15 protein-coding genes and 1 pseudogene are annotated in these 15,426 nt (G+C 34.4%); 2 read left to right on the top strand and 14 right to left on the bottom strand.

The window, feature by feature from the left end; translation table 11 throughout:
- Nucleotides 1–10: 10 nt before the first annotated feature.
- Nucleotides 11–2,629: a pyruvate, phosphate dikinase gene (gene ppdK / locus HT586_RS02160; RefSeq protein WP_203546140.1), complete on the bottom strand. Its 2,619-nt coding sequence runs from the start codon at nucleotides 2,627–2,629 to the stop codon at nucleotides 11–13.
- Between the two features lie 278 nt (nucleotides 2,630–2,907).
- Between ppdK and HT586_RS02155 the strand changes: the two genes are divergently transcribed.
- On the top strand, nucleotides 2,908–3,447 hold the full coding sequence (locus tag HT586_RS02155; RefSeq protein ID WP_203546139.1) for a hypothetical protein: 540 nt from the start codon (nucleotides 2,908–2,910) through the stop codon (nucleotides 3,445–3,447).
- A 57-nt stretch (nucleotides 3,448–3,504) separates the two neighbouring features.
- Here the strand turns inward: HT586_RS02155 and HT586_RS02150 are convergent, their stop codons facing one another.
- From HT586_RS02150 to HT586_RS02100, 12 genes and pseudogenes are all read right to left on the bottom strand, one after another.
- The gene (locus tag HT586_RS02150; RefSeq protein ID WP_203546138.1) at nucleotides 3,505–5,475 is read right to left on the bottom strand and encodes an FtsX-like permease family protein; all 1,971 of its coding nucleotides are present in this window, start codon (nucleotides 5,473–5,475) and stop codon (nucleotides 3,505–3,507) included.
- A gap of 1 nt (nucleotide 5,476) precedes the next feature.
- Nucleotides 5,477–6,226: an ABC transporter ATP-binding protein gene (locus HT586_RS02145; protein WP_133354342.1), complete on the bottom strand. Its 750-nt coding sequence runs from the start codon at nucleotides 6,224–6,226 to the stop codon at nucleotides 5,477–5,479.
- Between the two features lie 112 nt (nucleotides 6,227–6,338).
- Nucleotides 6,339–7,220: a sensor histidine kinase gene (locus HT586_RS02140; RefSeq protein ID WP_203546137.1), complete on the bottom strand. Its 882-nt coding sequence runs from the start codon at nucleotides 7,218–7,220 to the stop codon at nucleotides 6,339–6,341.
- On the bottom strand, nucleotides 7,217–7,891 hold the full coding sequence (locus HT586_RS02135) for a response regulator transcription factor (RefSeq protein WP_133354465.1): 675 nt from the start codon (nucleotides 7,889–7,891) through the stop codon (nucleotides 7,217–7,219). Before HT586_RS02135 ends, HT586_RS02140 begins: the two co-directional genes overlap by 4 nt.
- Before the next feature lie 142 nt (nucleotides 7,892–8,033).
- Nucleotides 8,034–8,336, bottom strand: coding sequence for a type II toxin-antitoxin system RelE/ParE family toxin (locus HT586_RS02130; protein ID WP_203546136.1), 303 nt, complete (start codon nucleotides 8,334–8,336; stop codon nucleotides 8,034–8,036).
- A complete protein-coding gene (locus HT586_RS02125) occupies nucleotides 8,336–8,509 on the bottom strand; it encodes a hypothetical protein (protein ID WP_188018091.1) in 174 nt (57 codons plus the stop codon). The genes HT586_RS02130 and HT586_RS02125 overlap by 1 nt, the downstream gene beginning before the upstream one ends.
- A 90-nt stretch (nucleotides 8,510–8,599) precedes the next feature.
- A complete protein-coding gene (locus HT586_RS02120; protein WP_203546135.1) occupies nucleotides 8,600–9,652 on the bottom strand; it encodes a hypothetical protein in 1,053 nt (350 codons plus the stop codon).
- Nucleotides 9,649–10,176, bottom strand: coding sequence for a sigma-70 family RNA polymerase sigma factor (locus HT586_RS02115; protein ID WP_203546134.1), 528 nt, complete (start codon nucleotides 10,174–10,176; stop codon nucleotides 9,649–9,651). The genes HT586_RS02120 and HT586_RS02115 overlap by 4 nt, the downstream gene beginning before the upstream one ends.
- A 136-nt stretch (nucleotides 10,177–10,312) precedes the next feature.
- Nucleotides 10,313–10,675 (bottom strand): cytochrome b5 domain-containing protein, encoded by a 363-nt coding sequence (locus tag HT586_RS02110; RefSeq protein ID WP_203546133.1) that lies wholly within the window; start codon nucleotides 10,673–10,675, stop codon nucleotides 10,313–10,315.
- An 86-nt stretch (nucleotides 10,676–10,761) separates the two neighbouring features.
- On the bottom strand, nucleotides 10,762–11,580 hold the full coding sequence (locus HT586_RS02105; protein ID WP_203546132.1) for an endonuclease/exonuclease/phosphatase family protein: 819 nt from the start codon (nucleotides 11,578–11,580) through the stop codon (nucleotides 10,762–10,764).
- Nucleotides 11,581–11,631: 51 nt separating this feature from the next.
- Nucleotides 11,632–12,075, bottom strand: coding sequence for a PTS sugar transporter subunit IIA (locus HT586_RS12485; protein ID WP_262492357.1), 444 nt, complete (start codon nucleotides 12,073–12,075; stop codon nucleotides 11,632–11,634).
- Nucleotides 12,076–12,174: 99 nt separating this feature from the next.
- Nucleotides 12,175–13,803: pseudogene (locus HT586_RS02100) on the bottom strand (PTS transporter subunit IIBC); the annotation flags it as partial.
- Nucleotides 13,804–13,996: 193 nt separating this feature from the next.
- Here HT586_RS02100 and HT586_RS02095 point away from each other — a divergent pair.
- On the top strand, nucleotides 13,997–15,007 hold the full coding sequence (locus tag HT586_RS02095) for a LacI family DNA-binding transcriptional regulator (RefSeq protein WP_096077407.1): 1,011 nt from the start codon (nucleotides 13,997–13,999) through the stop codon (nucleotides 15,005–15,007).
- Between the two features lie 34 nt (nucleotides 15,008–15,041).
- Here HT586_RS02095 and HT586_RS02090 read toward each other — a convergent pair whose 3' ends face one another.
- Entirely contained in the window at nucleotides 15,042–15,404 is a 363-nt protein-coding gene (locus tag HT586_RS02090) for a YbaN family protein (protein WP_096077408.1), read from the bottom strand.
- Nucleotides 15,405–15,426: the final 22 nt, after the last annotated feature.

The raw sequence follows: 15,426 nt of genomic DNA, 5'->3' as shown, positions 1-15,426 counted from the left end.
GTTCCTCCTACTATTTTTTCACCTGGCTTTGTGCTGTCGCTAAAATAGCACCTGGTACACGGAATGGTGAACATGATACATAGTCAATCGCTAAATCATTAAAGAAATGAATTGATTTAGGATCTCCACCTAACTCTCCGCAAACACCAATCTTAATGGCTGGGTTTGCGGATTTTGCGCTTTCAACTGCAATCTTAATAAGTTGTCCCATCCCTTCAACATCTAATGTTTGGAACGGATCGACATTAAGAATTTCACGGTTAATGTATTCGTTGATGAATTTACCGGCATCATCACGAGAGAAACCATATGTTAATTGTGCTAAATCGTTTGTACCAAAACTAAAGAATTCAGAGTGCTGAGCGAGTTCTCCTGCAACCAGACATGCACGTGGTGTTTCAATCATTGTACCAATTAGGTAGTCGATTTGTACACCTTTTGCATCCATGATTTCCTGTGCTTTTTTCTTAACAACATCTTTTAAGATAACAAATTCTTGTGTTGTTGAAACTAAAGGAATCATAATTTCAGGCTTTGTTTCGATACCTTTTTCTTTTAAATTCAGCACAGCTGTAATGATTGCTTCAGTCTGCATTTCATATAATTCAGGATAAGTAATCGCTAATCGGCAACCGCGATGTCCTAACATTGGATTAAATTCATGTAATTCACTAATACGTTTTTCTAAGAAATCTGTAGTAACGCCTAACTGATTGGCAACTGCTTTAACTTCTTCTCCACCTTTCGGTAAGAACTCATGTAATGGTGGATCTAATAAACGTACGATTGATGGACGGTCCTGAGATAAGTTAAAGATGCCTTCGAAATCTTCCGTTTGATAAATTTTGATTTTATTTAATGCTTCTACACGTTCTTCGTAAGTAGATGCTAAGATGAAACGTCTCATTTCGATTAAACGTTCTTCACCAAAGAACATATGCTCAGTACGTACTAAACCGATACCTTTTGCGTTAAATGAATAACCTGATTTAATATCACCTTCAGTTTCCGCATTCATACGTACAGATAAACGTGCGATGTCTTCTGCCCAGCCCATAAATTCTTCAAAGACATCACTTGCTTCAGCTTTCGTCGTTTCAATTTCACCGATATATACAGCACCTGTTGAACCATTAACTGAGATAACATCACCTTCAGATAAAGTTTTACCTGCATATTTTACGTACTTTTCTTTCGTATTAATTTCAAGATCAGAACATCCCGTTACACAACATTTCCCCATACCACGTGCAACTACAGCTGCGTGACTCGTCATACCACCATGTGTCGTTACAATCGCTTCAGCAGCAATCATACCTTCAATATCCTCTGGAGAAGTTTCCGGACGAACTAATATAACCTTTTCACCAGCTTCAGCTTTCGCTTTTGCATCTAATGCTGAGAAGACGATAATACCTGTTGCAGCACCAGGAGAAGCTGGCAAACCTTTATCTGATACTAATTCAGCAGATTTTAATGCCTCTTCATTAAAGTTAGGATGTAATAACTGATCTATTGATTTAACATCTACCATTGCCACTGCATCTTCTTTAGAAATGACACCTTCATGTACCATATCTACAGCAATGTTGATTGCAGCATTAGCAGTACGTTTACCGTTACGCGTTTGTAAGATAAATAACTTTTCATTTTCAATCGTAAACTCGATATCCTGCATATCTTTGTAATGTGCTTCTAATTTCTCTGTTACATTTACGAATTCCTCGTAAGCATGTGGCATTTGCTCGTTTAACGTTTCGATTTCTTTTGGTGTACGAATACCTGCTACAACGTCTTCTCCTTGCGCGTTTAATAAGTACTCACCATATAATTTATGTTCACCGGTCGCCGGGTTACGTGTAAATGCAACACCTGTACCAGAACGATCACCACTGTTACCAAACACCATTTCCTGAACATTTACAGCAGTTCCGATATCATGAGGAATTTCGTTTAAATCACGATATATACGTGCACGATCATTGTTCCATGATTTAAATACCGCTTCTATCGCTTCAGTTAACTGTTTCTTCGGCTCTTGCGGGAACGGTTTATGTGCTTCTTCGATATAGATTTCTTTATATTGTTCAACGATCTCTTTCAAATCTTCAGCAGGCACATCAGCATCAGTTGCATGCCCTTTACCTTTTTTGAACGCTTCAAAGTACTCTTCAAATGCTGGCATCGGAATGTTGTATACGACGCTACCAAACATTTGTAACAAACGACGATAACAATCATATGCAAAACGTGCATCTTCTGTTTTTGCTGCTAATTTTTCAACATTTTCATCATTTAATCCTAAATTTAAAATCGTATCCATCATACCCGGCATAGAGATTTTCGCACCACTACGCACTGATACTAATAGTAAATTTTCATCTGAAGAGAAAGCTTTATTTGTTTTATCTTCTAGTTCTTTTAACTTCTCATCTAATTGTGTAAGTACTTCGTCTGATAACTGTTCACCACGATCTAAATATTCGATACAAGCTTCAGTCGTGATTGTAAATCCGTTAGGAACAGGTAAACCAAGGCGCATCATTTCTGACAAGTTCGCACCTTTACCACCTAATAAGTCTTTCATATTTTGACTTCCTTCTTCAAATGCATATACAAATTTACTCAAATTTAGTCACCTCATCATTTTTTGTGTTATACCAATTAACCTATTAGGTTATACTATTATGATAATTAGTATGTCACATTAAAACTTTTATGACAATCATAAAAAGATAATTTAATAAATTTTTTTAGAAATATCCGTTTAAATATGAATGTATTGTGAATTTGTCAGAAAAAAGTTGAAAAAGTTTTACCATTCAGTAGCAGAAATGAAAACGCTTTATTATAATCGAAGTAACTTAAAGTTTATCTTTAAGAAAACTTTTTTAAGGGGAGATTCATATGTATCAACTAAAGTTTATTGATGGTAAAAAACATCACATCGTAGGAATGTTCGACACAGTTGAAGAGATAAAAGAATGGTTAGCAGTTGTACCATTCATCACAGCGTATGAATCTGAGAAAGAATATACAATGGAATATAAGGATATTCCGGATTATGCAGAAATTGAATGGCGTGGAAGCATCTATCCATTAACGCGTCACTCATTCTCTGGTGATCATACTGTCGTTATTGATTGGTCATACGTTGCAACAATTAAAGACCATGAAGGTATTGTTCCAGGCTACACTTTAATCGAAGGTTACATGTACGAAAATAGTGATGTTGAAGAGTACATCGTTGTACGTAACAAGATGAAAGATGAATTGAAAGATTACTACACATTGCACGGTAAGACAGTCTTCGTTGATGGATTAGGCACTGAACAAGGTGAATACATCACAACTGAAGGTGGACCGATTATTCATATCGATCCGATGAACATCGATGCTTGGCAGAAATCTGAAAGTACTGAAGCATTTGTGAAGACGTTTGAATAAAAATGTAATTTTAATATAAGAAATGGCCCGATTCCTTAGTGGAATCGGGCCAAATTTTTATTTCTCATTAACAATCTTATAATAAGTTCTCGATGTAATCAGATACATGATACCGTAGACAATCATAATTACGAGCATTACAATACCATAGCTTGAAAAGAACATCGCTTTATCGCGAATACCTAATACACCAAGTAAATTAAATATAATTTTGGTAGCAAACAATGTATGAATCACCGTAATAATAATCGGTAAACCGAATATCCAGATAATCTGTTTGTTAATCGTCTTCTTAATCAATTCTTGAGGTAATCCTACTTTTTGCATAATGTCGTAGTTGCGTTTGTCTTCATATCCTTCAGATAGTTGTTTGTAGTATAGCACTAAGAACACACCTGTAAGTAACGTAATTGATACGACAATACCGATAAAGATTAATCCTCCATTTAACTCATAAATTGTTTTTTGAACATCATCTTTATTTTGAATACTTATGCCATATTTCTTCTGAAGTTTTGGAATAGCTTTCTTAAACGCCTCTTCATGTGCGTTTACATTAAAGGCTAACGTGTCACTTGCTTCTTGCGCTTCCAGTTTATTCGTTTCTTTATTCAATGATTTGAAATAATTACGATATGTTTCAAACTGTACTTGATCTTTAACGATAATATACATCGCATCAATAGCGATTTGGTTGCCGATATAGTTTTTAGTTTCTCTTTGGACTTTAACTTCCTGACCCATTATCTTTAATGTCTTATCATGACTGTAGCGTTCCGCGTTTGTACTCACGATGATTTCTCTGTCGTTGACTTTCACCGCTGCATCATGCGCAATGTTGTGGTCTTTTTCTGTTGTAAGTACAACATAAGTCATATCTCTCCCTTTTAACTTCGGACCAATCTTATCGTTTAAAGGTATTAACTCATTGCCTTCCTTAATAATCGGAAAGAACGCTAATGTACTGACTCTAAATTTATCAACGTCAGCTATCTTTTCAATATCTCTTTGTATATTTTTCACTTGTTTGCTTGTGTTACCGTAGACATTAATTTCATAATCCTGAGTCATACTACCTGCAACTTGCGCTTCAATACCACGATATGCAGAAAGTGACATTCCTAAAGTCACCATTAAGAAGGTCATGAGCAACGTAATACTAGCGAGCCCTACTGCATTTGCTTTCATACGTGATAGTAAACCGGATATCGAGAAGAATTGGTTCGGTTTATAATAGATATTCTTATTACGTTTCAATAACTGTAATACGATAATCGTAAGTGACATGAATAAAAAGTAAGTCCCTATCATTACTAACAGCACTGCAGTAAAGATATTCTGAAGTGAATCTAATACACCTGTTGCAGTGCGTGCGATATAGTACCCATAACCTAAAGCGATTGCACCAATAATGAATAACACTGCTAATAACCACTTCGGCGTCTTCTTTTCTCCTGCAAGTTGTGATCGCATCAATTGGATTGGACTTTGCAGGGTTAAAGAGATGTTATTAAAGATAAATAATATCACCATAACACCTGCCAGAATTGTGATCGTTAAAAGTGCAGACTTAATATCAAACGGATAATCCATCAGTGACATTCCTGTTGATTTCACTAGCTTATTCATTAATAAAAACACAAGGTTTCCAAATAAATAACCACCACATACACTTAAAATAGAGATAACAATATACTGTATGAAAGATTCTAATAACAGAATAAATCGAATGTGTTTCTTTTCCAGACCAAGCACCATATTTAGTGCAAATTCCTGTTTACGCTGTTTCATTACGAAACGATTCGCATAAATAATAAACACGACGGTCAGGATACCCACTAACACATTTGAATACACTAATAACTGTGGTAAATTCGCATGACGTTTCTGAATATATTCATTAGCGATCATCGAAAGCATAATATATTGAAGACCGAGCATGACACTTGTTGCGAGTATGAATGGAATGAATATTTGTCTGAGTGATTTAAAGTTCTTAATCACGAGTTTTGAAAGTAACTGTAACATCCTACTCACCTCTTTCTGATAGCATTGATAGACTGTCAGAAATGCGTTTTTGGAATTCGTTTTGTGTTTCATCTCCTCGATATATTTCATGATATAAAATACCGTCTTTAATAAATACGACACGACTCGCATATGCTGCATCAATCGTAGAATGTGTTACCATAAGAATCGTTTGCTTATCTTTATTAATATCCTGAAATAGGTTCATGATATCTGTTGAAGTTTTAGAATCTAACGCGCCTGTTGGTTCATCAGCCAGCAATAAACTCGGGTTTGAAATTAAAGCTCTGGCAATTGCTACACGCTGTTGCTGACCACCAGAGATTTGATTCGGAAACTTTTCCAGATGTTCTGAAATACCTAATCTTGGTGCAAGGAGAGATAATCTTTCTTCCATGACGTTAGGTTTCATATTAGATAATACTAACGGCATTAAAATATTATCTTTATTACTCATCGTGTGTAATACATTGAAGTCCTGGAACACGAAGCCTAACGTATCACGACGAAACTTTGCAACTTCTTTATTTTTCAGCATACTTAAATCCTGTCCACCAATTGTTACAGTTCCTTCAGTCGGTGTATCGAATGTAGCGATGATATTTAACAATGTCGATTTCCCGGAACCTGACTCACCCATTATCGCAACGAACTCACCTTCATTAATTGAAAAGTTCATATCTTTTAAAGCAACTGTTTGGTTTGCACCTCTACCGAATACTTTTTTAACGTTTTTTATATTAAGTAACATTACATTCACTCCTTGTTTGTTGTTACCTTTATCTTACGTGCTAATTGAAACGGCTGCCTTTATCTATTCTTACAAAGACAGCCGTTAATCTTACAAAAATGAAAGATTGGAGTTATTTAATTTGAATGGTGAAGTCTGAACCTTGGTTTAATGCGGAAGTAACTTTGACCTTGTGTCCTAAGCGCTTAGAGATTGTGCTGACGATATAAAGACCAATACCGCTTGATTTCTCACTCAGTCTACCATTATAACCAGAGAAACCTTTATCAAATATTTTCGGTAAGTCACTCGCATTAATACCGATACCGTTATCTTGGATGGATAATGTCTTTGTCGTTTCATCAAACGTAATCCATACTTCTTTTCCACGTGCATATTTTAAAGCATTGTTCAAAATTTGCTCTATCATGATAGAAGTCCATTTTGCATCAGTTAAGATTAATGCTTCACTTTTGTCGTAATGCAACTTTGTTTGATAATAAATAAACTGAATGGCATAACGTTTGATAAGCGGGCGAACAAGTTCATCGATACTCACTTCCATAAATACCATATCCGTCTTCTGGTTCATTAGTTTCAAATAATTGAGTGCAAGATTGGTGTAGTTATCAATTTGCAGCACTTCATTACGTACTTGAGATATCACTTGTTCATCCGGATCTTCAAGTAATAGTTTCGATGCCGTAATCGGTGTCTTTATTTGATGCACCCACATTAAGAAATATGACTCTACTTCACTTTGATAGTTGATAAAATCATTGCGCAGCCGATGATTTTCCTGCTTTAACAGTTCATTTTCTTCAAATAGCGTTCGCTCTTTTTTAAAATTCATATATTGAATCATCCAGTAAATCGATGAAATAAATAATACGATACATACACTTAAAAGATACGCCCGAAATGGTACATTATACATCAGTAAAATAAAGAAAAATAATGCACAGATTAATACAATAATATAAATTTCTCGCTGAATCGTTTTAAAGAAACTCATACATCACCTACACGATATCCGACATTTTTCTTCGTTTCGATAAAATCAGTAAGCCCGATTTTTTGTAGCTTTTTGCGTAAACGTGTCATGTTCACTGCAAGGGTATTATCATCAATGAAATGCTCTGACTCCCAGCACTTTTCGATTAATATATTACGGCTGACAAACTTCCCTTTATTCTGGAATAAAGCATGTATGATTTGAAGTTCTGTGTGTGTGAGGTCAATTGTTTCACCATTATATTTGAGTTTTGCCGCTTCCAGTAGAAGTTCACACCCACTTACAGTTAAATTATTTACTTGAGTAGTAAAATCATATGTTCTGCGTAATAGCGCCTGAATCTTAGTAATCGTGACCGTCATATTAAACGGCTTTTCAATGAAATCATCAGCACCCATCTGCATCGCCATCACTTGATCCATACTATCATTACGAGAACTAATGAAAATTATTGGAACAGTAGAAACTTTACGAATCTCCTGACACCAGTGATAGCCATTGAATGCTGGTAAATTAATATCGAGTAGCACAAGTTCTGGTGCATTTGCGTTAAAGGCATCCATCACGTGATTAAAATCTTCTATTAAGATAGGTTCTAACTGCCATTTCTTCAGTTCCTCAGCGAGCATCTTCCCGATGACCAAATCATCCTCTACAATCAAAACCTTCATCATCTCACCACCACCGTTGTTTTTTATTATTATGACATAAATGTTGCGTGTAAGTTGAGGATTTAGAATATCTACTATGATTTTCGAGAAAAAAAAACACTACATTTAAAGTAGTGGTAGTACATTTCAATTCTATTAAACATTAATCTAATTTCTTACGCCTGTATATTACTCTTTCTATAGATATCTTTTTATTTGCATCGTCTACAATATAAAAAAGTAAATAATTATTAACAACTAATATTCTATACTCTTCTTCCAAATCTTTTTGTGTTTTGTAAATTGGATAAGCATAAGGAAATTGCTTTAAACTTTTAAATTTTCTATTGATATTGTTTCGTAAATCGATTGCTGCTTTTACATTTTTCAAATCATAAACGATGTAATTAAAAATATTTTCAATTTCTTGTTTCGCTAGTTCTGAATATGTAATCCGATACAACACTATTTACCTCGTATTATATCTAAGATTTTTTGATCAACTTCATCTTCAGTGTATCTAACATTACTCGTTTTGGAATGTTTCTCTGCTTCTTTTAATTTCTCATAAATGAAGTCATTAAAAGATTCTTCGATTTCATATTTATATAATGTTTCTTTAATATATTTAATTTTCATTATTATTCACCTCAACCATAATATTATACAACAAATTGTAATATTACAATGTTTTGAAATCAAAAAACACCTCATCCGAGGTGCTTCGTTTTAGAATTCAACATGTAATGCTTTTTTATTTGTTTTATTTTTTACTTTAAATTGTCCATTGTGATCTTTTCCGGTATCAATGATTTCAAAATATAATGACTTCGCTTTATATAAATCATCAATTATACCTGTTGAACCAACATCTTGATTAAAGAATAATACTGATTTTGTGATACCATCTTCTTTCTCACTTTGAATAATATTAAAGCAATACTTCTTACCATGCTCATCATACAGGTTAATATCATAATTATGATCACTGTCACTTTCAATCTTCATTTGAGATGATAATGGATTAATTAATAATTTCTTGATTTCTACATCATTATTTCCAACAGCAACTACTTTGTTAATATCTTTTAATTTTACTACCTTATCTAACGTATCTGTATTCACTTTAAACTTATATGCAAAACTTTCATTCATATTTGTAAAGTCATTTTTTACGATATCTTTTGAATATCGAATATCGCTAAACCTTATCTCGACGTTCAAATTGCCTTTTGGTGCAATGTCTCTAAGATGAACGATACTCGTTTCACTATGTATAACTTTATCTTTTAAATATTCACCACTGCCAGATAAACCGGTCATCATTTCTTTACCATTAATCTTAACCGATTGAAGATCTGCCATAACATCTTTGTACTCATCGTCCATATCAACTAACAAATTATACGTTAAATATTTATCATTAATAAATACATCAGTCAGCTTCACATCAGCTTCGCTCAAACTAATCGTTTCATTGATATGTGTCGCATATTTGTCAGCTTGTGGGGTAATAATATCTTTAAATGAATACGTAATATTTTCTAACATTTTTACAGCATTTGCTTGAATATCATGATTCATAACTGGTAAACCTCCAGCCATTAACATGGCTGCAGCTGCAATTTGAATCGTTCTTTTCTTCGTCATAGAAGGTTTCTTTTTACTGTTCTTCTGTTTGAAACGTTTATAAAATTGATATTGTTCATGTTCTGACATTTGCTCTTCCTCAATCACATCATTAAACTTAACATCATTTAATTTCTCATAAATATCTGTCATCGTAATTCCTCCTTTGCGAATCTTAATTTATCTTTTGCACGCGATGTTCTGTTGTAGATATTACTGGTCCTTTGTCCCAACATTGCAGCAACTTCTTCAGGTCTATAACCTTCTAAATAAATCATCGTCAATATTTGTTGATCTACTTCTGATAAATCTTTGATCAAGTCTAACCAAGCCTGCTCATGTAATTTTAAACCTTTATCTAAATAGACGATATTATCTTCAAGTGTCGATGTTTCTGTATCTTTTTGATGCTTTCGCAACATATCAATTGATTGGTATTTCGCAATCACACATACCCAGTTTTTAAATGTATTTTTGTTCTCATCAAACTTGTCGATATTATTCCAAATGCCAAACAAACAATCGTTAATGCATTCATCTAGATGACTGTCTAAATAATATAGGTTCTTCCTACAAATTGATTTAATCAATCCTCCATATCGCTGCAATAATAATTGAATGCCATGTTCATCACGCGATTGAATCATACTTATAATCTTTGAGTCACACTCGTTCATCTCTCTCCCTCCAGTACTACTTATATATTCGTAATTGTTTCTTAAATTCTATCACTGAAAATAAATAAATATTAAAACGTTTAAAGTAAATTAATAGTCCTCAAAAAAAACACCTCATCCCTGAGGTGTTACGCACTTACTTATATGATCCTACAACTTTAAGTTCTTTTAGGAATCCTCCACTATGAGGTGATGATTTGAATCCCTCTGTTAAATCTTTACCTGCTTCTAAACCGTTATGCTTTCCGCCTTTCCACATTTCAACGTCACTGACATCATATACAACACCATCAACAGCGACATAAGATTTATGTCCATCTTTACCGTCAAATGCTTTCAACTTTTCTGCATTATAAATGTTGTCTTTCATTATCTTCTCTTCAGCCGGCGTAAAGTCACGTTTCAACTTATCTTCTCCGCCACCTTGATTCATAAATAAAGCAAATCCCATAAATACTGCAACTAAGATTGCACCTGTAATTAACATTAGTTTTTTCATAGTCATCCTCCTCATAAAAAATCTCTATACTTAAAGCATATTGCAATTCCTACCTGCATACAACTTTAAACACAGAGAATATGCGGCTATTCTGTGATTTCAACTTCCACACCGAAATGATCACTGACAATCGGTGCGTTAACATCATCAAATACTGTCTTGCTTGAAAGAACGTTGAATCCTTTACTCGTAAAGATAAAATCTATTCGGAGTTTCCCACCATTGCTTTCCCATCCAGCAATATTCTTTTCTATCGTATGATGTCCATGTTTTACTTCTGCTTCATTATACGCATCTAATAAACCACTGTTTTCTAATACGAAGTCATATCCTTCTGTACCTTCTGGATTATTAAAGTCACCCATTACAATTAATGGATGATCATATTGATCTAAAATCTTTTGCGTATTCATCCATTCATGACTAAAGCCATACTTCTCACTTACCCACCACGAAAAATGACAACTTGCCACTACAAACGACTTTCCATTCACTGTCGTCTCTCCAAATAATATTTTTCGTGAGCGATAGTTATCCGGAGACTGATATGTCGATACAAATTCTGAATAAGGTTTAATTGGAGATTTTGAAAGAATTGCACTGCCTTCTTCATATTTATCATAACCAATATGACTCATGGCATAGCTAAAGTAATAATTATGACTTTGGGCTCTTAATTTATTCACGATGATATAAGCGAAGTTATCATCTTTTATGTTAATGTTATCATTACCTAGGCAATAATTTTGATCAGATACGACTTTCGTATTCTCAATTAATTGATTCACTTCTTGTAATGCAATGACATCATAATCTGCTTTTATGATTTGTGCTACAATTTGATCAATCTTAGCTTCTTGATGTTCTTCTAACCAACTATGCGTATTTAGTGTTAGCAACTTCATCTTATTCTCTCCTTTAATCAAAATAAAAAGGCAGCCGAAGCTACCCCTTTATTATATTTCAATATGTCCGATTCTTTCAGCTTTTGCGACTTGACCTGTTTTATCTAATGTTAATGCTTCAACATGGTCACTATTTGTAATCACAATAATAATTGTTGTATCTTTGCCTTCAGCTTTCACAGCTTCGATATCCATAATCGCTAAAGTATCACCGACTTTAACTTTTTGTCCATCATTGACTACAACACGTGATGCTGGTTTCGTCATACTGACTGTTTCGATACCCATATGAACCAATACTTCAATACCTTCTGCAGTCTTAATACCGATTGCATGTTTTGTTGGGAAGATACTTACGATTTCTCCATCTACTGGTGCAACGATTGTTTCATCTGATGGTATAACTGCGTAACCTTCACCCATCATTTTTTGTGAGAATACTGGATCATTAACTTGTTCAATATTCATTGCTTCACCGTCAGCGACAGAATACAATGATTTTTGATTACCTGTAAATCCTTTAGTATCTGTGTTATCTAATACTGTCGGTTGTACAACTGCTTGTTTCGGTGCAGGAATTTCAGCACCTGATTGTAATAAATCTTCGATATCAGATTTTAATACGTCTGCTTTTGGTCCATAAACTGCTTGAACACCATTATCTTTAACGATTAAGCCCATTGCACCAGCTTTCTTCCAAGCCGCTTCATTACCTACTAAATCTCTATCGTTAACACTTACACGTAAACGCGTCATACAAGCATCTACGTCTTTAATGTTTTGTTTGCCACCTAATAAGTGAATTATTTGAATCACTTGATCATCTGCTTTAACATCTGTTGCCCCTGCTTCATCCACCACATCCGCTTCGTAGTTACCGTTACGTCCTGGTGTCGCAAAGTTGAATTTCTTAATTAAGAAGTTTGCTAAGAAGTAAGTTATAACTGCAAATCCTAATGTCGTTAATACAAAGTTGATTAAATCTCCACTTAAACCTGCTTTAATTGCAAGTGGTGTTCTCGTTAATAACTCGATCGTACCGAATGAGTGCACACGTAAGTTAATAATATCTGCCATCGCAAATGCTGCACCTTGAATGAAAGCATAAACAACATACAAAGGTACTGCAACGAACATGAACATGAATTCTAGAGGCTCAGTTACACCTGTTAAGAATACTGCTAAAGCTGCTGAGAAATACATTGATTTGTATTTCGGTAATTTGTCTTTATCCACATTGCGGTACATTGCTAATGCAAGACCCATTAAAATACCTGATGAACCAATCATTTGTCCTACTTTGAAACGTGCTGGCGTAAAGTCGTTTAGTACTTGATTGTATTGACTTGTATCTCCAGCGTGACTTAGGTTCACTAAGTCTGTTGCCCAAGCTAACCAAAGTGGATCTTGTCCGAATACTTTTGTACCTGCTTGTGAACCTGATAATATTTCGTAAGTTCCACCTAGTTGTGTGTAGTTAATCGGAATCGTTAACATATGGTGAAGACCGAATGGTAATAATAAACGCTCTAAGAATCCAAATAAAAATGGCGCTAAGATTGGTGCTGTATCTTTACTTGATGCAATCCATAAACCAAAGTTGTTAATACCTGCTTGAATGTATGGCCATACAATTGCGAGAACTAATGCAACGATAGTTGACCAAAGAATAACAACAAATGGTACAAAACGTTTACCATTAAAGAAAGATAATGCGTCAGGTAACTTTCTATAATTATAGTATTTATTATATGCATTCGCACCAACGAAACCTGCGATGATACCAACGAATACCCCCATGTTTAATGCCGGTGATTCTAATACACTCGTAAAGAACCCTTTAACCATGATCTTTGTGCCGAATAATGTATGCGTAAATGCTTTATCATCTGCAAGCATTGCACTGTTAACACCAAATACTGCCCCTGTAATACGGTTAATCAATACGAATGCGATACCTGCTGCAAACGCACCGCCTGCTCTTTCTTTCGCCCAACTTCCCCCAATAGCTAACGCAAAGAGTAGATGTAAGTTTCCGATAATCGCCCAACCAATACTTTCAATGACTCCACCAATTGTGATTAACATTTGCATGTCTGGGCTAATTAATGGAATCGATTTCCCAATACTTATCATAAGACCTGCTGCTGGCATAACTGCTACAACAACCATCAGTGCTTTACCGAACTTTTGCCAAAATTCAAAGCTTAATAACTGTTTCATAATTTTTCTCCTTTTTATGCAATCGGTTGCATTGCTTTTGATAAATATATCATCACACTTTTAGTTTGTAAATAATAAATACTAAAATTCTGCTATTTATTTGCAAAATCCAATGAAATTTTGTGCAAAAACCATCATTGACAACGCAATCGGTTGCATATATTATATAGAAAAAGATTAAAGGAGGATTATTATGGCCATTACAGTTAAAGATGTTGCACTAAAAGCTGGTGTCGCTACATCAACCGTTTCACGCGTTGTTAATAATCATCCTTCTATTTCTGAAGCAACCCGTAAGAACGTTCAAAAAGTTATGCAGGAAATGGGGTATGTTCCTAATATAGCTGCCAGAAATTTAGGTAAGCAAACTTCAAATGCAATAGGAATTATTCTTCCTCCTCTGAACTCAAAAGAACGTATGGCTAACCCCTTCTTCTTAGAAATAATCGAAGCTATTAACGATGAAGCAAGAAGAAATAACATGACTACTGCAGTAGCTATTGCTAAGAACTTAGAAGATTTATTAGAAGATGTTAAAGTTATGCATACTCAAAAGCAGGTTGGGGGCTTTATATTAGCATATGCACACCAAGGAGATCCTGTAATTGATTACTTGATTGACAAGCAAATTGCATTCACACTCATTGGGCAACCTTATACACAGCACGATATAGTTAGTTACATCGACAACGATAATCAATTATTAGGACACCATGCTACAGAACATTTAATTGAAAATGGACATCGCAATATTCTTTTTGTTACTAATACGATTAAAGAAGGTATTTATTTCGAAAGATATTTCGGCTATCAGAAGGCAATGATGCTCAATCAACTCAAAGTATTTGATAGTATTTCGATTATAGAACATACAGATTATGCGGACTTTGAAGATACTTTAATTCGAACAAAAGCAACTGCTATCGTGGTGCTTGACGATATATTTGCATTGCGTGTAATGCAGCTTGTACAAATGTACGGCTATAAAGTTCCTGATAATCTTTCTGTTATCAGCTTTAATAACTCGATACTCTCGACATTAACACACCCATACTTGACTACCATTGATATTGATACTGCAAAGCTCGGTCATGAATCTGTCAAAATGCTAATTAAACATTTGAATGGCGAAGATATTTCTAACACTAAGATTGTGGTTCCACATGAATTAATTGAACGCGAAACTGTTATTAACTTAAAGTAAAAAAATTAGCTTATGACAAATTTCTCATAAGCTTTTATTCATCTAACGTCTTTACTACCGTAAACAAAACAATTGCCTGCATCAACAACATCACACTAAGTCCAATTTTTACATAAATGTTATCCACTAAATAAATTGAAATCCCTACAACAATAACGACACTTAATAATAACTGAAACTTTTTCTTCAATGTATAGCCACCACGTTCATAAAATTCCTGAACGTAGGATTTATAAATTTTTGTGTGTACTAACCAATTGTGAAACTTATCTGAGCTTCTCGCAAAACAGAACACTGCAAGCAATAAGAATGGTGTAGTTGGTAAGAGCGGTAGAAATGCACCAACAAATCCGAGGATGGTCGAAATAACACCGACGGATAATAATAATAACCTCAAAAGATATCCTCCTAAATAAGAT

Origin of the sequence: Macrococcoides bohemicum (genome assembly GCF_016865215.1) — a bacterium.
Taxonomy (GTDB): domain Bacteria; phylum Bacillota; class Bacilli; order Staphylococcales; family Staphylococcaceae; genus Macrococcoides; species Macrococcoides bohemicum.
Note: the sequence above shows the minus strand (reverse complement) of the source record. Positions and strands in the feature narration are given on the sequence as shown.